The organism is Sphingomonas sp. GlSt437 (genome assembly GCF_048015635.2).
Classification (GTDB): domain Bacteria; phylum Pseudomonadota; class Alphaproteobacteria; order Sphingomonadales; family Sphingomonadaceae; genus Sphingomonas.
On record NZ_JBPGYA010000001.1, the window covers coordinates 352,555 to 371,545 of the forward strand.

At 65.8% G+C, this 18,991-nt stretch carries 19 protein-coding genes; 11 read left to right on the forward strand and 8 right to left on the reverse strand.

From position 1 onward, the window contains the following. Positions 1-3: 3 nt before the first annotated feature. The 4 genes from ACLB0R_RS01890 to ACLB0R_RS01905 form a co-directional block, all read right to left on the reverse strand. The gene (locus ACLB0R_RS01890; protein ID WP_416641641.1) at positions 4-672 is read right to left on the reverse strand and encodes a hypothetical protein; all 669 of its coding nucleotides are present in this window, start codon (positions 670-672) and stop codon (positions 4-6) included. Beyond that, entirely contained in the window at positions 672-3,350 is a 2,679-nt protein-coding gene (gene ppdK / locus ACLB0R_RS01895; protein WP_416641643.1) for a pyruvate, phosphate dikinase, read from the reverse strand. Before ppdK ends, ACLB0R_RS01890 begins: the two co-directional genes overlap by 1 nt. A gap of 88 nt (positions 3,351-3,438) precedes the next feature. Then, positions 3,439-5,838, reverse strand: coding sequence for a glycine--tRNA ligase subunit beta (gene glyS, locus ACLB0R_RS01900; RefSeq protein WP_416641645.1), 2,400 nt, complete (start codon positions 5,836-5,838; stop codon positions 3,439-3,441). 105 nt (positions 5,839-5,943) lie between these two features. Continuing rightward, complete coding sequence (locus ACLB0R_RS01905; protein WP_416643073.1) at positions 5,944-6,798, reverse strand: glycine--tRNA ligase subunit alpha; 855 nt, start codon at positions 6,796-6,798, stop codon at positions 5,944-5,946. Between the two features lie 182 nt (positions 6,799-6,980). On the opposite strand from ACLB0R_RS01905, the gene ACLB0R_RS01910 reads away from it, so the two are divergent. The 11 genes from ACLB0R_RS01910 to ACLB0R_RS01960 all read left to right on the forward strand — a co-directional run bounded on the left by ACLB0R_RS01910 (position 6,981) and on the right by ACLB0R_RS01960 (position 15,473). Further along, a complete protein-coding gene (locus ACLB0R_RS01910; RefSeq protein WP_416641647.1) occupies positions 6,981-8,033 on the forward strand; it encodes a TraB/GumN family protein in 1,053 nt (350 codons plus the stop codon). Between the two features lie 239 nt (positions 8,034-8,272). Continuing rightward, a complete protein-coding gene (locus ACLB0R_RS01915; RefSeq protein ID WP_416643074.1) occupies positions 8,273-8,476 on the forward strand; it encodes a helix-turn-helix transcriptional regulator in 204 nt (67 codons plus the stop codon). Further along, positions 8,469-8,921, forward strand: coding sequence for a hypothetical protein (locus ACLB0R_RS01920; protein ID WP_416641649.1), 453 nt, complete (start codon positions 8,469-8,471; stop codon positions 8,919-8,921). The genes ACLB0R_RS01915 and ACLB0R_RS01920 overlap by 8 nt, the downstream gene beginning before the upstream one ends. Positions 8,922-8,960: 39 nt before the next feature. Then, on the forward strand, positions 8,961-9,407 hold the full coding sequence (locus ACLB0R_RS01925; RefSeq protein WP_416641650.1) for a hypothetical protein: 447 nt from the start codon (positions 8,961-8,963) through the stop codon (positions 9,405-9,407). A 36-nt stretch (positions 9,408-9,443) separates the two neighbouring features. Continuing rightward, a complete protein-coding gene (locus ACLB0R_RS01930; RefSeq protein ID WP_416641651.1) occupies positions 9,444-10,364 on the forward strand; it encodes a TraB/GumN family protein in 921 nt (306 codons plus the stop codon). After that, positions 10,361-11,245 carry a TraB/GumN family protein gene (locus ACLB0R_RS01935; RefSeq protein WP_416641653.1) on the forward strand — a complete coding sequence of 295 codons (885 nt, stop codon included), beginning with the start codon at positions 10,361-10,363 and terminating at the stop codon, positions 11,243-11,245. The genes ACLB0R_RS01930 and ACLB0R_RS01935 overlap by 4 nt, the downstream gene beginning before the upstream one ends. A 100-nt stretch (positions 11,246-11,345) precedes the next feature. After that, positions 11,346-11,963, forward strand: a complete 618-nt coding sequence (locus ACLB0R_RS01940; RefSeq protein WP_416641655.1) for a 50S ribosomal protein L25/general stress protein Ctc — start codon at positions 11,346-11,348, stop codon at positions 11,961-11,963. Between the two features lie 121 nt (positions 11,964-12,084). Beyond that, on the forward strand, positions 12,085-12,660 hold the full coding sequence (gene pth / locus ACLB0R_RS01945) for an aminoacyl-tRNA hydrolase (RefSeq protein WP_416643075.1): 576 nt from the start codon (positions 12,085-12,087) through the stop codon (positions 12,658-12,660). Positions 12,661-12,888: 228 nt separating this feature from the next. Next, positions 12,889-13,497 (forward strand): TIGR02466 family protein, encoded by a 609-nt coding sequence (locus ACLB0R_RS01950; protein WP_416641657.1) that lies wholly within the window; start codon positions 12,889-12,891, stop codon positions 13,495-13,497. A 273-nt stretch (positions 13,498-13,770) separates the two neighbouring features. After that, the gene (gene ychF / locus ACLB0R_RS01955; RefSeq protein ID WP_416641659.1) at positions 13,771-14,871 is read left to right on the forward strand and encodes a redox-regulated ATPase YchF; all 1,101 of its coding nucleotides are present in this window, start codon (positions 13,771-13,773) and stop codon (positions 14,869-14,871) included. A 152-nt stretch (positions 14,872-15,023) separates the two neighbouring features. After that, entirely contained in the window at positions 15,024-15,473 is a 450-nt protein-coding gene (locus tag ACLB0R_RS01960) for a MaoC family dehydratase (RefSeq protein WP_416641661.1), read from the forward strand. A 202-nt stretch (positions 15,474-15,675) separates the two neighbouring features. On the opposite strand, the gene ACLB0R_RS01965 is transcribed toward ACLB0R_RS01960, so the two are convergent. The 4 genes from ACLB0R_RS01965 to petA are packed head-to-tail and all read right to left on the reverse strand — an operon-like array spanning position 15,676 to position 18,972. Continuing rightward, the gene (locus tag ACLB0R_RS01965; protein WP_416641663.1) at positions 15,676-16,221 is read right to left on the reverse strand and encodes an adenine phosphoribosyltransferase; all 546 of its coding nucleotides are present in this window, start codon (positions 16,219-16,221) and stop codon (positions 15,676-15,678) included. Next, on the reverse strand, positions 16,221-17,084 hold the full coding sequence (locus ACLB0R_RS01970; protein WP_416641665.1) for a cytochrome c1: 864 nt from the start codon (positions 17,082-17,084) through the stop codon (positions 16,221-16,223). The genes ACLB0R_RS01965 and ACLB0R_RS01970 overlap by 1 nt, the downstream gene beginning before the upstream one ends. Positions 17,085-17,099: 15 nt before the next feature. Further along, positions 17,100-18,386 carry a cytochrome b gene (locus ACLB0R_RS01975; RefSeq protein WP_416641667.1) on the reverse strand — a complete coding sequence of 429 codons (1,287 nt, stop codon included), beginning with the start codon at positions 18,384-18,386 and terminating at the stop codon, positions 17,100-17,102. 13 nt (positions 18,387-18,399) lie between these two features. Further along, positions 18,400-18,972, reverse strand: coding sequence for a ubiquinol-cytochrome c reductase iron-sulfur subunit (gene petA, locus ACLB0R_RS01980; protein ID WP_416641669.1), 573 nt, complete (start codon positions 18,970-18,972; stop codon positions 18,400-18,402). Positions 18,973-18,991: the final 19 nt, after the last annotated feature.

Consider the following 18,991-nt stretch of genomic DNA (forward strand, 5'->3'; position numbering starts at 1 on the left):
AGATCAACGCCGGCCGGTTGCGCAACGCAGCGCCGCGCGGCGCGCCCAGGGCGTCGGGAAAGCGAGCATATCGCGCTGATAGGTCTCGACAACCTCGGCAAGCGGGCGGCCTTTGCCGTCGAGCACCAGCGCGCGGTGACGGAGCAATTCGGCGGGTACGGCCTCGCAACGGCGCGCGACCGGGCTTGCTGACCGCTGTTCCCAGCCGGCCGGTACCGGATGCCACAGCCGCTCGGCCGAGAGCGTCTGCCGCGAGGGTTTGAGCGACGCGATCACGCGGCCGAACGGCGTATCGGTGCTCCCGAGCGCCGTCACCATTGCCGGGTCGAGCCGGGCGGGGACGAACCAGTTCTCCGCCACCGACAGCACATGGCCGCCGCACATCAGCCGGACGCGACGGTAGGATACAGCCTCGTCGGCGCCGATGCCGAGATGCGCGCGCTGCTCTGGCGTCGGTGCGACCGGCGGGCCGTGATCGGCAACCGCGACGATCGTCGGGTCCGCCGCCAGCTTATGCGCCGCGCACCATTCCCCCAGCGTTGCCGTGGCGCTGCGCGTGGCCAGCAGCTGCTCGTCGAGCCCGGCGATCAGCGCCTCGGCTTGCGCATGCGCCAGCGCGTCGGGCGGCACAGGAGCAACCTGCGCCGCCGCCAGTGCCGCCGCGAGCAGCATCAGCCGCGCGCCTTGAGCGCCGCCTGCGCCGCTGCTAGCCGCGCGATCGGCACGCGATAGGGCGAGGCCGAGACATAATCGAGGCCCACCTTCTCGCAGAACGCAATGCTCGCCGGATCGCCGCCATGCTCGCCGCAAATGCCGAGCTTGATGTCGGGGCGCGTCTTGCGCCCACGCTCGGCGGCGAGCTCGATCAGCTGGCCGACGCCTTCGATGTCGAGGCTGACGAACGGATCGCGCTCGTAGATCCCCTTGTCGACATAAGCGGTCAGGAAGCGCGCGGCGTCATCGCGGCTGACGCCAAGTGCAGTCTGCGTCAAGTCGTTGGTACCGAACGAGAAGAACGCGCCAACCTCGGCGATCCTGTCGGCCATCAACGCGGCGCGCGGCAGCTCGATCATCGTGCCGACGAGATAGTCGACCGTCGCGCCAGCTTCCGCGAACACCGCCTTCGCCGCGCGATCAACGACGTCCTTCATTAGCTCCAACTCGCGCCGCGTGGCGACGAGCGGAATCATCACTTCGGGGATCGGTGCGGCACCAGTGCGCTTGCCGACCTCGATCGCCGCTTCGAAAATCGCGCGTGCCTGCATTTCGTAAATTTCGGGATAGGTCACGCCGAGCCGGCAACCGCGATGGCCGAGCATCGGGTTGAACTCGTGCAACTCGGCCGCGCGCCGCTTGAGCGCCTCAATGCCGACGCCGGCCGCATCCGCGACATCGGCGAACTCGGTTTCCTCATGCGGCAGGAATTCATGGAGCGGCGGATCGAGCAGGCGGATCGTCACCGGCAGCCCCGCCATCACGTCGAAAATTTCGATAAAATCGCGGCGTTGTTCGGGTAACAGTTTGTCGAGCGCGGCGCGCCGGCCCGCTTCGTTGTCGGCCAGGATCATCTGGCGGACGGCGGTGATGCGGGCGGCATCGAAGAACATATGCTCGGTGCGGCACAGCCCCACGCCTTCCGCGCCGAATTCGCGCGCGGTGCGGCAATCGAGCGGGGTTTCAGCGTTAGCGCGGACCTTCATCCGCCGCACTTCGTCCGCCCAGCCCATCAGCACGCCGAAATCGCCGGCAAGCTCGGGCTGCACGGTCGGCACCGCGCCCAGCATCACTTCGCCGGTCGCGCCGTCGATGGTGATGGTGTCGCCTTCCTTCACTTCGCGGACGCCGCCAGCGTCGGTCACGCGCATCACCCGCGCCTTCAGGTCGATCGAGATGGTGCCCGCGCCCGACACGCAAGGCCGGCCCATGCCGCGCGCCACCACCGCCGCGTGGCTGGTCATGCCGCCGCGCGCGGTGAGGATGCCCTTGGCCGCGTGCATGCCGTGAATGTCCTCGGGCGAGGTTTCGACGCGGACCAGGATCACCGCTTCGCCCAGCTCGGCGCGCCGTTCCGCGCTTTCGCTGTCGAGCACGACAATGCCCGAGGCGGCACCGGGGCTCGCCGGCAGACCGCGAGTCAGCACATCGCGCGGCGCTTTGGGGTCGAGCGTCGGGTGGAGCAGCTGATCGAGCGCCTGCGCATCGACCCGCGCGACCGCTTCTTCCCGGGTGATCAGCCCTTCATTGGCCATGTCGACCGCGATCTTGAGCGCGGCGGAGGCTGTGCGCTTACCCGAGCGCGTCTGCAGCATCCACAATTTGCCGCGCTCGACGGTGAATTCGATGTCCTGCATGTCGCGATAATGCGTTTCGAGCAGGTCGAACACGCGGGCGAGCTCGGCATAGGTTTCCGGCATCGCCTCTTCCATGCTGAGCGGCTTGGCCCCCGCCGCCTCGCGCGCCGCCTTGGTCAGGTACTGCGGCGTGCGGATGCCGGCGACGACGTCCTCGCCCTGCGCGTTGATCAGGAACTCGCCATAATAAGCGCGGTCACCCTTGGACGGATCGCGGGTGAACGCCACGCCCGTGGCCGAGGTGTCGCCCATATTGCCGAACACCATGGCCTGCACGTTGACCGCGGTGCCCCAATCGCCGGGGATGCCGTTCAGCCGGCGATAGACCTTCGCGCGCTCCGACTGCCACGATCCGAACACCGCGCCAACCGCCCCCCACAATTGGTCATGGACATCCTGCGGAAAGGGCTTGCCCCATAATTTCTGGACCAGCGCCTTGTATTCGGCCACCAGCGCCTGCCAGTCGGCAGCGGTCATCTCGGTATCGAGGAAATAGCCCTGGTCTTCCTTGGCGATTTCCAGCGCTTCCTCGAACGCGCCATGGTCGAGCTCGAGCACCACGTCCGAATACATCTGGATGAAGCGCCTATAGCTGTCCCACGCAAAGCGCGCGTCGCCGCTGGTCGCCGCCAACCCTTCCACTGTCGCATCGTTGAGGCCGAGGTTGAGGACGGTGTCCATCATCCCCGGCATCGACACCCGCGCGCCCGAGCGGACCGAGACGAGCAGCGGATTGGCGGCATCGCCGAACGCCTTGCCGGTCACGCGCTCGATATGCGTCAGCCCCTCGGCGACTTCGGCACGCAGCGAGTCCGGGAAGACCTCGCCGTCTTCATAATAGCGCGTGCACATCTCGGTCGAGATCGTGAAGCCGGGCGGCACCGGCAGGCCGATCGACGCCATGCCGTCAAGGTTCGCGCCCTTGCCGCCGAGGAGGTTCTTGTCGCCCTTGCCGCCATCCGACACGCCGCCGCCGAAGCGATACACGTACTTTGTCATGCTGGTTCGCCCGCCTTCGCTAAGTAGCTTATCCGCCAAGAGAAATCGGCGAATGTTCGCGAATGTTCGCAGTGACCATGGGCCCCGCTCATCCTTCGATTTTCGAGAAGTCGGCCACGGCATGCACCGCGTCGCGCACCCGCGCCAGCAGTGCGAGCCGCGCCGCGCGCTTGGCGGGATCGCTGTCGTTCACCGTCACCGTGTCAAAGAACGCATCGATGGGCGCGCGCAGCGTGGCGAGCGCCGCCATCGCCCCTTCGAAATCCTCGCGCGCGATGGCGTCGGCCGCAGCAGGCGCGGCGGCGTCGAGCGCGGCGATGAGATCAGCTTCGGCGATTTCGGGGGTGTAGGACAGGGCTTCCACTCCCCTCCCTGGAAGGGAGGGGTCGGGGGTGGGTAGAAGCTGGGCAGCGCCGCGCGTGGGTCGACCCACCCCCAGCCCCTCCCTTCCAGGGAGGGGGGCGGCGCCCTCCTTCTTCAGGATATTCGCCGCGCGCTTGTACCCGGCGAGCAGGTTCGCCCCATCCTCGGTGGTGATGAAGGATTGGAGGGCGCGGACGCGAGCGAGCAGGCGGACAAGATCATCCTCGCCGCCCAGCGCGAACACCGCATCGATCAGGTCGTGGCGAACGCCCGCTTCGCGCTGCTGGACTTTGAGGCGGTCGGCGAGGAATTGATTCAGTAACCTAGCGTTGTCTATCCCCCGCTCGATTAGATCCCGCTGTTTCTCGTCTTTGGCCTCAAGCGCTGCGTTGGCTAAGGACGGTCTCAGTGTCTCGGCAAATCGTCGGGATTGGATTGCCCAAAAGTCTTCCTCAAATGGAATGACTTGCTGCCAAGCAATATTTTGAATTTGCAAAACCATCGCCGTCTGGAAAGGGGATGTAAGTCCTACGCGCATTCTGTTTTCGACTACGGTCCGGATCAATCCAAGCATCGCCCGACGCAGAGCAAACGGGTCCTTTGATCCTGTGGGACGCTCATCAATTAAAAAGAACCCAACCAACGTATCCAGCTTATCCGCCAGGCTAACCGCCACCGTCACCGGCTCGGTCGGCACGTCATCGCCTGCGCCCACCGGCTTGTAGTGATCGCGGATCGCGGCGGCGACGCGTTGGTCTTCGCCTTGCGCGAGCGCGCAATAGCCGCCCATCACGCCCTGCAGCTCGGGGAATTCGCCGACCATGCCGGTGACGAGATCGGCTTTGCAAAGGCGGGCGGCGCGTTCGGCGAGGGCGGCGAGTTCCTCTTTCGTCACCCCAGCGAAAGCTGGGGTCGTTTGCAGCCTATGCTCCGCGTGATCGCCAGCGATCCCAGCTTGCGCTGGGATGACGATATCGGACTCCACCAGCCAGCGCGCCAGCTTGGCGACGCGCTCGACCTTGTCCGCTACCGTCCCCAATTTCTCGTGGAAGACGATCCGGTCGAGCTTCTTCGCCTGCGCCTCCAGCGGCACCTTGAGGTCGGTTTCAAAGAAGAAACGCGCGTCGCTTAGCCGCGCGGCGAGCACTTTGCGGTTGCCCTCGACGATCTTCGCGCCGCCATCCGCCGCCGCGATATTGGCGACGCAGATGAAGGCGTTGGCAAGGGATCCCATCAAAGTATTACTTTGATGGGGCCCGGCAAGTTTGCCCGCGCTGTCGCTACACACGAAATATTTCTGGTTCACCCGCGCGGTCAGCTGGATCACCTCGGGCGGCACGCTGAGGAACGCGTCGTCGAAGCGGCCGAGCAGCGGCACCGGCCATTCGGTGAGGCCGGCATTCTCGGCGACCAGCCCCTCGTCCTCGATCAGCGCGAGGCCAGCCTCGGCGGCGAGTTCGGCTGCGCGGGTGCGGATGAGAGCGGCGCGCTCGTCCTGATCGACAATGACGTGCGCGGCGCGGAGTTGCTCGGCATAAGTCGCGGGGCTCTCGATCGCGATTACGCCCGAGGACATGAAGCGATGGCCGATGGTGGCCCGGCCACTAGTGATGCCGGCGACTTCGCACGGCACCACCTCGCCGCCGAACAGCGTGACGATGCCCTGGAGCGGCCGCACCCAGCGCAGGCTTTCGGTCGAGAGCGACGCCTCGCCCCAGCGCATCGATTTGGGCCAGGGGAACGCGCGGATGATCGCGGGGATCGCCTCGGCGAGCACGTCCACCGTCGCGCGGCCGGGCTTGTCGATCACCGCGAAGAGCACGCCGTCGCGCTCGACGAGTTGATCGCGCGTCAGGCCGGTCTTGCGGAGGAAGCCCTCCAGCGCCTGTTCGGGGGCGTTGGCGCGGGGGCCCTTGATTTCTTCCGACGCCGCTGCGGTTTCATTGGGCAAATCGCGCGCGATGAGCGCCAGCCGGCGCGGCGTGGCATGAGTGACTAGCTCGCCCGCCTTGAGCCCGGCCTTGTCCAGCTCGGCCGCGAACAGCCGCGCTAGGTCCTCGCGTGCCTTCGACTGCATGCGCGCGGGGATTTCTTCCGAGCGGAGTTCGAGGAGGAAGTCGGTCATCTCACCGGCCTTCCCCGGCGAAGGCCGGGGCCCAGCATTGGACCGCACGCAACTGGCCCCCGGCTTTCTCCGGGGAAGGCAGCGAGCGAGCGGAAACGCGCCTCATCACGCGCTCCACCCGTTCTTCGCCATCCACGCCGCGCACGCGCCTTTCGCCAAGTCACGCACCCGGCCGATATAGGCCTGGCGCTCGGCGACCGAGATCACGCCGCGCGCTTGCAGCAGGTTGAAGACGTGGCTCGCCTTGATCGCCTGCTCATAAGCCGGGATCGGCAGGTTGGCGGCGAGGCTGTTTTCGCATTCGGCGGCATGCTTGCGGAACTGGTCGAAGAGCGACTCTGTGTCGGCGACTTCGAAATTCCACGCGCTCATCTCGCGCTCGTTTTCGAGAAAGACGTCGCCATAGGTCATTTGCGGCGTGTTGCCCTGCGCGTCGTTGAACGCGAGATCGTACACGCTGTCCTTGTTCTGGATGTACGTGGCGAGGCGTTCCAGCCCATAAGTGAGCTCGCCCGCGACCGGCTTGCAGTCGAAGCCGCCCATTTGCTGGAAATAGGTGAACTGGGTCACTTCCATCCCGTCGCACCACACTTCCCAGCCCAGCCCCCACGCGCCGAGCGTCGGGCTTTCCCAATCGTCCTCGACGAAGCGGATGTCATGGGCCGTGAAATCGATGCCGATCGCGGCGAGGCTGCCCAGATACAGCTCCTGCAGGTCAGGCGGGCTGGGCTTCAGGATGACCTGATATTGGTAATAATGCTGCAGCCGGTTCGGGTTCTCGCCATAGCGGCCATCGGTGGGCCGGCGGCAGGGCTGGACGAAGGCGGCGTTCCACGGGTCCGGCCCCAGCGCGCGCAGCGTGGTCGCGGTGTGGAAAGTGCCCGCGCCCATTTCCATGTCATAAGGCTGGAGGATCAGGCAGCCGCGCGCGCTCCAATAATCGTGGAGCGTCAGGATCATGCGCTGGAAGCTGAGTGGTTGGGCAGTCAAACCGGTGGCCTTCGCACCTGCAAAACGAACTGCGCCGCGCTTTGACCGATGCGGCCCAAGGGGTCAATGCTTCGTATTGGCACTTGCTGGCCCCGCGATTGCGATGAAAGGATTGACCGGAGCGACGAGCCGCCGCACCTAAGGCGCAGGCCATGCGCACGCCGCCGACCCCCTCCGCGCGATCGGGCGCCAAGACGGTCGGCCGGCTGATCGCGGCGGCGTTGCTCCTGGCGACGAACGCGGCGACGGCGGATCGCGGGCCGCATTTGCCTTATCCCAGCTTCGCGCCCGATCTCAGGATCGCGCCGCGCGACACCGCGCTCGCCAATGCCCGCGCCGCGCGTGCCCGGGAGCTTGCCGAGGATATGGCGGTGGGCGGCGCGCGGCAGAGCTATCGCCCGCGCCCGGCGATCTGGCGGATCGGCAACCGGCGCGCGGCGATCTATCTGTTCGGCACCATCCATGTGCTGCCGCCGGGCTTCCAGTGGCGAACGCCGCTGCTCGAAGCGATCGCGCGGCGCTCGCGCGGGCTGATCGTCGAATCGGCGGGCGATGATGACGATGCCGCGCGGCTGATCGATCAGGCGCCGGTCGGCCATGCGCTGCCGCCGCTTGCCGAGCGCGTGTCGCCCGATCACCGCGCGGCGCTGCGCCACTTCGTCGCCGGCTTGCCGCCCGATGCTGCGACCTTGCTCGACGGCTTGCCCACCTGGGTCGCGGCGGTCGCGATCGGTTACACCCGCGACGTGCGCGCCGGCGACGTGCCCGGCCCCGGCGCGGATGACTGGCTGACCGAGCAGTTCCGCGCCGCGAAGAAGCCGGTGATCGGCATCGACCGTACCCGCGACGTGCTGCGCGCGGTCGACGCCGTGCCCGAGGCCGAGCAGCGCCGCCTGCTGGATGCCGCGCTCGACGCTCCCGATCGCACCGCGGCGCAGCGCCACGCCCCGCTCGACGCCTGGGCACGCGGCGACGTGACGCCCGATTCGGCGCTGGCCCGCGAGCTCAACGCGATTCGGGCGACGCCGGCCTTCGCCAAGCCGCTGATGATCGACCGCAACCGCGCCTGGGCGACTGAGCTGAAGCGCCGCCTGCGCCGGCCGGGCACCTACCTGTTCGCCGCAGGAATCGGCCATTTTATCGGCACGGGATCAGTGATCGAGCATCTGCGCGCCAGCGGTGTGCGCGTGGTGCGGGTGGAGTAGCACGTCAGGCACCAGCGACCTTTAGTAAGGGTCACTTGACAATGTCGCGACTCGCTGTCATTTAGTCAGCGTCACCTGACATTGGGTCGGGCGACCGAACGAGGTGCTGACGATGCGCAGAGGCTGCAACAACCGGATGAGCCGCCGCGACGAGTGGATCGTGCTCGGCTCGAGCCTGTTCACCGTCTTCGTCTCATTTTTCGCCGTCATCGCGCGATGACGGGGCGATGGACGACGACATGAAAAACCGGCTGAAAGTGCTGCGCGCCGAACGCGACTGGAGCCAGGCGGAGCTTGGCGGCCGGCTCGGCGTGTCGCGCCAGGCAGTTAATGCGATCGAGACGGGGAAATATGACCCGTCGCTCCCGCTCGCTTTCAAGATCGGGCGGCTGTTCGACCTGCGGATCGAGGAGATTTTCGATGATGGGGATGGCAATGACTGACGCACGCCAATTGGGGCCGGGAGAACTCGCCGCGCGCAAGCGTGCGCGCTACCGGCTGATCGTGCTCACCGGCTGCGGCCTGTTCGGCGGCGTGCTGGGCGCGTTCATCGGCGCGGCGGTGGCGGAAGGGCACGCGACTACCAATGGCTGGTTTGATCCTGCCAAATTGGTGCTGAGCCCCATTGCCGCCACGGTGCTGGCGCTTGGCTTCGTGATCGGTCTGGTCGGCCTCCCCGTCTATTTTTTCGGCCAGGTCGACGAGCTGAAAGTCCGCCGCAACCTGCAAAGCATGACCGGCGGGCTGCTCGCCGTGCTGGGCGGCTACCCGGCCTGGCAATTGCTTGCGGCGGGCCGGCTGGTGCCGCAGCCCAGCGCGTTCGGCATCTGGCTGATCGGATATTTCAGCATGGTCGCAATGTACCTGGTGTTCAAGGTGCGTGATTGACCGACTGGCTGTTGAGTAAGCGGATTGAGGAGACAGGCAATGACCGATGCTCAGTTGCATAGCTTGGAACCCGGCATTGGCGAAGCGGCCGAGCGCGAGCGCTTGCGTCAGGTCCGCCGGATCAGGGATTTCCTGATTATCGGCCTGGTGATCGCGGTGGCTGGCCTGCCTTTCACCGCCGGACTGTTCAATGGACTGACGGGCGGCCCCGCAGCAGAGCCGCGCTGGGTTCACGCGGCACCGGCCGCGCTTTCAACCTTGATCGCAGCGGTTGGCGGATGGCTCGGGTGGCGCCGAGCCGACGAGCTGAAGCGCCGCCGGGCGATCAACACGATCGCGATCTTCGGCGCCATCATTCTATTTGGCGCGCCACTGGTATTCTCGTGGAACGCCGCGTTCGACAATCAAATCGACCTTACCCTCGCGTTTTTCGGCGCCTTGCTGGTTCTCCTGGTGGTCGCGACTTACCAGCACTGGCGGGCGTGACGAAGCTTGCTTTGCTCCATGAAAAGGACTGAATTCATGATGTTCCGTAAAGCCGTTCTCAGTGCATCGCTCGCGCTGCTGTTCGCCGGGCCCGCCATGGCGCAGACCGCGCCAGCCGCCACGCCCGCCCCCACCGCTGCGACCATCCCCGCCGACCCCGCTTTGTGGGTGGTGAAGGACAAGGACACGACGATCTATCTGTTCGGCACCGTCCATGTGTTGAAGCCCGGCCTCAGCTGGTTTGACCACGCGGTCAAGACGGCGTTCGACAAGTCCGATCAGCTCGTCCTCGAAATCCCGCTGCCCGATCCCGAAGAAGCGAAGGGCATCGTATTGCCGCTTGCGATCGACTCCAGCGGCAAGACGCTGACGTCGAAAATCCCGCCGGCCAACCTTCCGGCCTATCAGGCGGGGCTCGCCAAGCTTGGCGTGCAGCCGGCACAGCTTGATCCGCTCCAGCCCTGGTTCGCCTCAATATCGCTGTCGAACGGGCTGCTCCTGAAATCGGGCTACAACCCCGAAAGCGGTGCCGAGCGCACGCTCGATGCCGCCGCCAAGGCCGAGCACAAGCCGGTGATCGGCCTGGAAACGCTGTCGCAACAGCTCCATTATTTCGCGGATCTGCCGCAGGACGAGCAGGTTAAGTTCCTGCTGTCCGGCATCAAGGACGCCGACAAGTTTGACAGCACGATCGCCGAGATGGTCGACGACTGGGCCAAGGGCCAGCCGGACAAGCTCGCCGAAGTGATGAACCGCGATTATGACGAGAGCCCGCTGATCACCAAGACGCTGCTCACCGATCGCAACAGCCGCTGGGCCGACTGGATCAACGAGCGGCTGAAGCAGCCGGGCACGATCTTCATCGCGGTCGGCGCCGGGCATCTGGCGGGCGCGAACAGCGTGCAGGCGCAGCTCGCCGCCAAATATCATATCAAGGCCGAGCGGATCGCTTATTGATCCGGCTGCTGCCCCCTTGGCGAGCGCTTGGCCCCGCGCTCGCCCTGCTGGCGGCGGTGTTGACGCCCGCCGCCTGTTCCCGGCCGCGCTCGACCCCGGCGCGGCCGGCCCTGTTCATGGTGCGCGATGCCGATACGGTGATCTGGCTGTTCGGCACGATCCACGCACTGCCGCCCGGGGTGGACTGGCAGACGCCGGCGATCCGCACGGCGGTCGATCGGGCGGACACGCTGGTGACCGAAATCCCTGACGCCGAGTTTCGTGATGGCGCGCCGGATTATGACCGGCTGGCACGGCTCGACCCGCCCGTGCCGGCGCTCGGGCGGGTAGCCGCTGAGCAGCGCCCTGCCCTCGTCAAGGCGCTCACCGCTGCCGGATTGGCGCCCGAGACCGCCGCCGCGCTGAAGACCTGGGCAATCGCGACGGCAATCGGATCGGGCGATGCGGTGGCGGATGGCGCCGAGCGTGACGCGGCACCCGAAGCCGTGCTCGCCAGCCGCTTCCGCGCCGCGCACAAGCAACAGGCCGCACTTGAAACGATCCACAGCCAGCTCGCATTGTTCGATGCGCTGAGTGAGACGGAGCAGCGCGCGCTGCTGAGCGCGACCCTCGCTGATCTCGCCAACCCGGCCCGGCGCTATCCAGCGACCCTGGCGGCGTGGGAAGCGGGCAGGCTGGCAGCGCTCGCCGATCCATTGCCCCAGAAGCTCGCCGAGCGCCTCGTCACCGAGCGCAATCGCCGCTGGGCCGATTGGATCGCGAGCCGGCTGCACCAGCCCGGCGCAGTGCTGGTCGCGGTGGGTGCCGGTCACCTCGCCGGCGAGCAATCGCTGCTGGCACTGCTCGCGCGCCGTGGCCTGCGCGTCACCCGCATCGAATAGCGTTGCCCTGCCCCGCCCTTTCCGCTATGCACCCGCGCTTCCGGTCAGGGTCATCCCTGGAGGCTTGGCCGGGTTGATACCATGTTTCGGAGAATGACAGATGAGCGAAGTGTTGACGCTCGCTGCCGAGACGCGCGATCGGGTTGGCAAGGGAGCCTCTCGGTCACTGCGTCGTGACGGCCGCGTGCCCGCCGTAATCTACGGCAACAAGCAGGATCCCCAGGCCGTCCATGTCGAGGAAAAGGCGCTCTATCGCCTGCTCATGACCGGCCATTTCATGAATTCGGTCGTGATGATCGACGTCGGCGGCGCGCCCGTGCGCACGCTGCCCAAGGACGTCGCGTTCGATCCCGTCACCGATCGCCCGGTCCATGCCGACTTTCTGCGCATCGGCGAGCATTCGACCGTGCACGTCTCGGTGCCGGTGCGCTTTACCGATGAGGACGAGTGCCCGGGCATCAAGCGCGGCGGCGTGCTCAACGTGGTGCGCCACGAGCTCGAGCTGGTCGTCGATGCGGCGGAAATCCCCGACGATGTCGAGGTGTCGCTCAAGGGCTTCGAGGTCGGCGCGTCGATCCACATCTCGTCGGTGACGCTGCCCAAGGGCGCCAAATCGGCGATCGAGGATCGCGACTTCACCATCGCCACGATCGTCGCACCGTCAGCGCTCAAGTCGAGCGAAGGCGACAGCGAAACCCCGGCTGCGGGCGGGGAGTAACAGCGCAACGGAGCCCCTCCCCTTCAGGGGAGGGGTTGGGGATGGGGCTGTGCGGCAGAGGCTTTGGCTTGCGGTGAGTCCCCACCCCTGCCCCTCCCCTGAAGGGGAGGGGTGATTGACGATGCAGCTCTGGGCCGGTCTTGGTAATCCGGGAGCGCAATATGCGCTCAATCGGCACAATGTCGGCTTCATGGCAGTCGACGCCATTGCCGAACTGCACAATTTCGACGCGCCCAAGAAGCGCTTTCAGGGCTGGGCGATCGAGGCGCGGCTGGGCACCGAAAAGCTCGTCCTGCTCAAGCCCGCGACCTTCATGAACGAGAGCGGCCGCGCGGTCGGCGAGGCGATGCGCTTTTACAAGCTGTCGCCTGAAGACGTGACGGTGTTCTACGACGAGCTCGATCTCGCGCCGTTCAAGGTCAAGGTGCGGCGCGGCGGCGGCACGGCGGGGCATAACGGCATCCGCTCGATCGTCGCGCATATCGGCGAGGATTTCCGCCGCGTGCGATTGGGCATCGGCCACCCGGGCCACAAGGACCGGGTGCACGGCCATGTGCTGGGCAATTACGCCAAGGCCGAGATGGACCCGCTCGCCGCGATGCTCGGCGCGGTTGCGGCGGAAGCCGAGTGGTTGGCGCAAGGCGATGATGCGCGCTTCATGAACGATGTGGCGCTCAGGTTGCAGCAGTCGGATTAGCGTCCGGCTGAGCCTCCCACGCTTCCCCGGCGCAGGCCGGGGTCCAGCCGGCAGGATAACTTCTCCGCTTCCCCGGCGAAGGCCGGGGCCCAGTCCGGCAAAGTTCTGCGCGGGAGCGCAGAGCGCGCTGCCGCGCGCTTATCTGTCGGGGCTGGGCCCCGGCCTTCGCCGGGGAAGCGAGGGCGGGAACCACTGGCCAAACGCCCTCGCCACCCCTAACCGATGGCAATGCCGACCCGCTCGCTCTTCACCACCCCGCTTTACGAAGCTGCGCTTGCCGACGACGCGCTGCTCGCCGAGCTGCATCGCTCCTGCCTCGCGCTTGCCCAAGACGACACCGCCGGGCGCGCGTGGAGCAAGGCGCATGGCTATCGCGGCTACACCTCCTACGCCTCGCTCAACGACCTGCCGCAGCGCGACCCGGCGTTCGGCGATCTGGCGAAAGCGCTCAATCGCCACGCCGCAGGCTTCGCGAGCCAGTGCGCCTTCGATCTCGGCACCCGCAAGCCCAAACTCGACAGCCTGTGGGTCAATGTGATGAAGCCGGGCGCGACGCATAGCGGGCATATCCACCCGCACAGCATCATCTCGGGCACGATTTATATCGCGGTGCCCCCGGGGAGCGGCGCGATCCGCTTCGAGGACCCGCGCCTATCCCTGATGATGGCGGCGCCCACGCGCCGCGAGGACGCGCCCGAGGCGCTGCGGACCTTCATTCATGTCGAGCCGAAGCCCGACACCATCCTGCTCTGGGAAAGCTGGCTGCGCCACGAAGTGATGCCGCATGCCGGCAAGGGCACGGATGAGCGGATCAGCATCAGCTTCAATTATCGCTGAAGCCGGGTCGATGCGCGAAGTGCCGATGCGACCCCCCGCATACGATGGCACTTCGCGCATCCCCTCCCTGGCGGCGCCGCGGCGTGCGTCTTCACGCGGCACCCCGAAAGCTGACGACGCGAGCAAGAGCAGCCCGCACCGTCGCTATGGTTACCGAGCGATTAACCGTGCATCTTTAGCGACGAATTGATGGCCCTGTCTTGATGCTGGCAATTGCCCCGGCAACGCCCTATCCGCACCCGCAATCCAGCTTTCATCATTTCCGGGACACTCATGGGATTTCGTTGCGGTATCGTCGGCCTGCCCAATGTCGGCAAATCCACCCTGTTCAACGCGCTGACCGAAACGGCGGCGGCGCAGGCGGCCAATTATCCCTTCTGCACGATCGAGCCGAACGTCGGCAACGTCGCGGTGCCCGATCCGCGGCTGCATCAGCTCGCCCAGATCGCGCATTCGGCCAAGGTGATCGAAACCCAGCTCGGCTTTGTCGACATTGCCGGGCTGGTGCGCGGCGCGAGCAAGGGCGAAGGGCTCGGCAACCAATTCCTCGGCAATATCCGTGAGGTCGACGCGATCGTCCATGTGCTGCGCTGCTTCGAAAATGGCGACGTGACGCATGTCGAGGGCAAGGTCGATCCGATCGCCGATGCCGAGACGGTTGAGACCGAGCTGATGCTCGCCGACCTGGAGAGCCTTGAGAAGCGCGTGCCTAACTTCGCCAAGAAGGCCGCGCAGGGCGACAAGGAAGCCAAGACCGCCGCCAGCGTGCTCGGCCAGGCGCTGGAGCTGCTGCGCGCGGGCAAACCCGCTCGGCTGACCGAGCCCAAGGACGAAGATGAGCGCCGCGTGTTCGCCCAGGCGCAATTGCTCACCTCCAAGCCCGTTCTCTACGTCTGCAATGTCGATGAGGGTGATGCGGCGACGGGCAATGCGCTGTCCGAACGCGTGTTCGCCAAGGCGGCGGCGGAAGGCGCCAAGGCAGTGATCGTCTCCGCCGCGATCGAAGCCGAGATTGCGACGATGCCGGCCGAGGATCGCGGCGATTTCCTCGCGGAGCTGGGGCTGGAGGAGACCGGCCTCGCCCGCGTCATCCGCGCCGGCTATGATCTGCTCCACCTGATCACTTTCTTCACCTGCGGCCCCAAGGAAGCGCGCGCCTGGACGGTCGAGCGCGGCGCCAAGGCGCCCCAGGCGGCGGGCGCGATCCACAGCGATTTCGAACGCGGCTTCATCCGCGCCGAGACGATCGCATTCGCCGATTACGTCCAGTTCAACGGCGAGGCCGGCGCGCGCGAGGCGGGCAAGCTGCGCCAGGAAGGCAAGGACTATATCGTCCAGGACGGCGACGTGATGCTGTTTAGGTTTAATGTGTAGCAGCAGACCGATTTCGCTGCCTCGTCATTCCCGCACAGGCGGGAATCCATTCTGGCCAGTGGTTGTGAGAAGCTGAGCGTTCAGCAACAATGGATCCCCGCCTTCGCGGGGATGACGGTTTCGACGATTTGAAACCGAAGGGAGTCGGAAACATGCGCTATTTCGAGGATATCGAGGTCGGGTCGCGGCGGGCGTTTGGCAGCTATCGGGTCACGCGCGAGGAAGTGATCGACTTTGCCTCGAAATATGATCCCCAGCCCTTTCATCTCTCCGACGAGGCGGCGGCGCAGACCTATTTCGGGCGGCTTTCCGCCTCGGGCTGGCATACCGCCGCGATGATGATGGCGATGCTGGTCGAGGATATGAAGAACCACCAGCAGGCGGGGCTGGGCTCGCCCGGCATCGACGAGCTGCGCTGGCTGAAGCCGGTCTATCCCGGCGACACGCTGCGCTGCGAAAGCGAAGTGCTGGACAAGCGCGCCTCGACCAGCCGGCCCGATATGGGCAGCTATCGCGGCAAGACGATTGTCCTCAACCAGCATGACGAGCCGGTGATGTCGGTGATCTCGATCGGGCTGATCCGGACGCGGCCGACGGGCTGACTTAAATCGTCCCCTTCAAGGGGAGTTTGCGGTTGGCCGTGCCCCGCACGGCCAAGGATCGTCCGGGGGACGATCCGACCCCAAACTGGCAGCGCGCAGCGCTGACGGAAGGGTGTCGCCCGCTCGATCGCGCCATACCCCTCCACCATTCGCGTGCCGCGAATGGTCCCCCTCCCCTTACAGGGGAGGATCTGGGTAGCGTTTAGTGGCCCTCGAACGCCACCAGCGCGTCGACCTGCACATCGTCGCTGCGCAGCGCGTCGGCGCCGCCAAGCTCGGGCAGATCGACGACGAACTGCGCTTGCGTCACGTGCGCGCCAGCCTTGCGGAGCAGGCGGATCGCGGCGCGCGCGGTGCCGCCGGTCGCGATCAAGTCGTCGACGAGCAGCACACGCTGGCCGGGGACCAACGCATCCTCGTGCATGGTGATGCGATCGATGCCGTATTCCAGCACATAATCCTCGGCGATCGTCACGCCGGGGAGCTTGCCGTCCTTGCGGATCAAGACGACGCCGGCGTTGAGCGGCACCGCGATGGCAGCGGCGAACAGAAAGCCCCGCGCCTCGATACCCGCAACCAGATCAACCGGCCCGTCGGTCGCCGCGACCATCGCATCGACCGTCAGCTTCAACCCTTCCGCATCGAGCAGCAGCGTCGTGATGTCGCGGAACATGATCCCCGGCTTGGGGAAGTCGGGGATCGTCCGGATGCGGCGCTTGATCTCCTCGTGCGCGGTGGTGGTCGCCATCAATGCGCCGTATCGCGCCAGATGTTGCGATACGCGCCATAGACCAGCACGAGGAAGAACAGCAGGAAGCCGATCACCGCATAGCCGAGTGCGTGGCGCGCCGGCAGTTCGGGCTCGGCTGCCCAGGTCAGGAACGCGGCGACGTCCTTGGCGTTCTGGTCGACGGTCGACTTGGTGCCATCGTCATAGGTCACTTGCCCGTCCGAGCTCAGCGGCGGCGGCATCGCGATGTTGAGGTTGGCGAAATACGGATTGAAATAGAGACCGTCCGGCGTTTTGGCGTCGGGGAAGCGCTTCAGCAGCTCGACACCCTGCGGCAAGTCCGAGCCCGGCGGGTTCTTGTAGCCATTCTGATCGGCATAGCCGGTCAGCAGCGAATAGACATAAGCGCCGCCGCCATGCCGCGCCTTGGTGATCAGCGACAAGTCAGGCGGATTGCCCTGGCCAGGATAATAAACGATCGGAAAATGGTCGGCAGGCGTGTTACCGCGATCGCTGCGCTCCCCGGTCTTGGGGTCGAGCGTCGGCTGCTTGTTCTTGGCGTCCCAATCGCTGGCGATCTTCTTCACCTGCGCGACGGAATAACCGATCTTGGTCAAGTCGCGGAAAGCGACATGGCTCAGCGAATGGCAGTTGGAGCAGACTTCGCGATAGACTTTGAAGCCGCGCTGCAGCTGCGCCAGATCATATTTGCCGAACACGCCGTCCGAGGGGAAAGCGACATTCTTGGGGTGGAGGTGGAATTCCTCCTGCGCGGTCTTGACCGGCGGATCGGTGATGACGCCGCTGATGCTGCTGTAGAGCGCGATGCCGAGCACCAGCACGAAGCCAGCACCGACGAGGCCGAGGATTGCACGAAGCATTGAACGATAGCCCCCTTATTCCGCCGGAACCGCATGCGCCGGCGCCGCGCCGCCATGTTTCGCCAGCACTGCCTCGGTGATCGAATTGGGCAGCGGCTTGGGCCGCTCGATGGCCGCAATTATCGGCAGGATGATCAGGAAATGCGCGAAATAATAGGCCGCGGCGATCTGGCTGGTGATGACGTAGATCGGCTCCGCCGGCGAACCGCCGCACCAGCCGAGCACCAGCACGTCTGCCACCAGGATCCAGAAGAAGATCTTGAAAGTCGGCCGATAATTGCCCGAACGCACTGGCGACGAGTCCAGCCACGGCAGGAAGAACAGGAGGATGATCGACCCGAACATCGCCAGCACGCCCCACAGCTTGGCGGGCAGGATGAAATCGGCGGTGAACGCCCTCAGGATCGCGTAGAACGGCCAGAAATACCATTCGGGCACAATGTGCGCCGGCGTCGAGAGCGGATTGGCCGGGATGTAATTGTCCGGGTGCCCCAGCGCATTGGGGAAGAAGAACAGGATCGCCGCGAACACCAGCAGGAACACGCCCAGCCCGAACCCGTCCTTCGCGGTGTAATAGGGGTGGAACGGCACGGTGTCCTGCTCGCCCTTCACTTCCACGCCGGTCGGGTTGTTCGAGCCCGGAATGTGCAGCGCCCAGACGTGGAGGATAATCACCCCCAGGATCACGAAGGGCAGCAGGAAGTGGAGCGAGAAGAAGCGGTTGAGCGCGGCATTGTCCGGCGCATAGCCGCCCAACAGCCAGATGCGGATCGTCTCGCCCACGCCCGGGATCGCCGAGAAGAAGCCGGTAATCACCTGCGCGCCCCAGAAGCTCATTTGGCCCCAGGGCAGCACATAGCCCATGAACGCGGTCGCCATCATCAGCAGGAAGATGACGACGCCCAACAGCCAGATCATTTCGCGCGGCGCCTTGTAGGAGCCGAAATAGAGGCCGCGGAAAATGTGGATATAGACGACGATGAAGAACATCGACGCGCCGGTCGCGTGGGCATAGCGGATCAGCCAGCCATTATTGACGTCGCGCATGATGTGCTCAACCGAGTCGAACGCGATCGCGCCATTGGCGGCATAATGCATCGCCAGTACGACGCCAGTGACGATCTGGATCATCAGCGCCGCGCCCGCGAGCACGCCAAAATTCCAGAAATAGTTGAGGTTGCGCGGCACCGGATAGCCCGCGCCCACCGCGTCATAAACGAAGCGGGGGAGCGGCAAGCGCTCATCAACCCACTTCATCAACGGGTTCTTGGGTTCGTACTTCTTGGCCCAGGAAAAGCTCATCGTCTTTTACCCCTTAACCGACCACGATCTTGGTATCGCCGGTGAATTTGTAATCCGGCACCGCCAGGTTCTTGGGCGCCGGCCCTTTGCGGATCCGCGCGGCGGTGTCGTACTGGCTGCCATGGCACGGGCAGAAATAGCCGCCGAACTGGCCCTTTTCCTCGCCCTCGCCCGCACCCAATGGTACGCAGCCCAGATGGGTGCAGACGCCGAGCGTCACCAGCCAGTTCTTCTTGCCTTTGGTCCGCTGCTCCAGCGTCTGCGGATCGCGCAGCGTCTTAATGTCGACCGCATCAGCCTCGGCGATTTCCTTGGGCGTCAGGTTGCGGACAAACAGCGGCTGCTTGCGGAACTGCGCCTTGATCGCCTGGCCGGGCTCGATCTTGGAGAGATCAACCTCGGTGGTCGATTCCGCCAGCACGTCGGCGGAAGGGTTCATCTGGTTGATCAGCGGCAGCGCGACCGCGCCAACGCCCACGCCGGCCCAGGCGACCGCAGCGACGTTGAGGAAATCGCGCCGGCGATGGCCGCCTTCCCCTTGGCCTGTCAGGTCGCCGGTCGGAGCAGCGGTTTCAAGACTTGCCATCTAGCTTCCCTTGCACAGT

What these genes read in the sequence shown, in the direction of transcription:
- ACLB0R_RS01915 (WP_416643074.1), top strand. Translation starts at nt 8,273, where the DNA reads ATGAAAAACCGGCTGAAAGTGCTGCGCGCCGAACGCGACTGGAGCCAG.
- ACLB0R_RS01920 (WP_416641649.1), top strand. Translation starts at nt 8,469, where the DNA reads ATGACTGACGCACGCCAATTGGGGCCGGGAGAACTCGCCGCGCGCAAG.
- ACLB0R_RS01910 (WP_416641647.1), top strand. Translation starts at nt 6,981, where the DNA reads ATGCGCACGCCGCCGACCCCCTCCGCGCGATCGGGCGCCAAGACGGTC.
- ppdK (WP_416641643.1), bottom strand. Translation starts at nt 3,350, where the DNA reads ATGACAAAGTACGTGTATCGCTTCGGCGGCGGCGTGTCGGATGGCGGC.
- ACLB0R_RS01950 (WP_416641657.1), top strand. Translation starts at nt 12,889, where the DNA reads ATGCCGACCCGCTCGCTCTTCACCACCCCGCTTTACGAAGCTGCGCTT.
- ACLB0R_RS01965 (WP_416641663.1), bottom strand. Translation starts at nt 16,221, where the DNA reads ATGGCGACCACCACCGCGCACGAGGAGATCAAGCGCCGCATCCGGACG.
- ACLB0R_RS01905 (WP_416643073.1), bottom strand. Translation starts at nt 6,798, where the DNA reads ATGATCCTGACGCTCCACGATTATTGGAGCGCGCGCGGCTGCCTGATC.
- ACLB0R_RS01930 (WP_416641651.1), top strand. Translation starts at nt 9,444, where the DNA reads ATGATGTTCCGTAAAGCCGTTCTCAGTGCATCGCTCGCGCTGCTGTTC.
- ychF (WP_416641659.1), top strand. Translation starts at nt 13,771, where the DNA reads ATGGGATTTCGTTGCGGTATCGTCGGCCTGCCCAATGTCGGCAAATCC.
- ACLB0R_RS01960 (WP_416641661.1), top strand. Translation starts at nt 15,024, where the DNA reads ATGCGCTATTTCGAGGATATCGAGGTCGGGTCGCGGCGGGCGTTTGGC.
- ACLB0R_RS01890 (WP_416641641.1), bottom strand. Translation starts at nt 672, where the DNA reads ATGCTGCTCGCGGCGGCACTGGCGGCGGCGCAGGTTGCTCCTGTGCCG.
- ACLB0R_RS01925 (WP_416641650.1), top strand. Translation starts at nt 8,961, where the DNA reads ATGACCGATGCTCAGTTGCATAGCTTGGAACCCGGCATTGGCGAAGCG.
- petA (WP_416641669.1), bottom strand. Translation starts at nt 18,972, where the DNA reads ATGGCAAGTCTTGAAACCGCTGCTCCGACCGGCGACCTGACAGGCCAA.
- ACLB0R_RS01970 (WP_416641665.1), bottom strand. Translation starts at nt 17,084, where the DNA reads ATGCTTCGTGCAATCCTCGGCCTCGTCGGTGCTGGCTTCGTGCTGGTG.
- ACLB0R_RS01975 (WP_416641667.1), bottom strand. Translation starts at nt 18,386, where the DNA reads ATGAGCTTTTCCTGGGCCAAGAAGTACGAACCCAAGAACCCGTTGATG.
- pth (WP_416643075.1), top strand. Translation starts at nt 12,085, where the DNA reads ATGCAGCTCTGGGCCGGTCTTGGTAATCCGGGAGCGCAATATGCGCTC.
- ACLB0R_RS01940 (WP_416641655.1), top strand. Translation starts at nt 11,346, where the DNA reads ATGAGCGAAGTGTTGACGCTCGCTGCCGAGACGCGCGATCGGGTTGGC.
- glyS (WP_416641645.1), bottom strand. Translation starts at nt 5,838, where the DNA reads ATGACCGACTTCCTCCTCGAACTCCGCTCGGAAGAAATCCCCGCGCGC.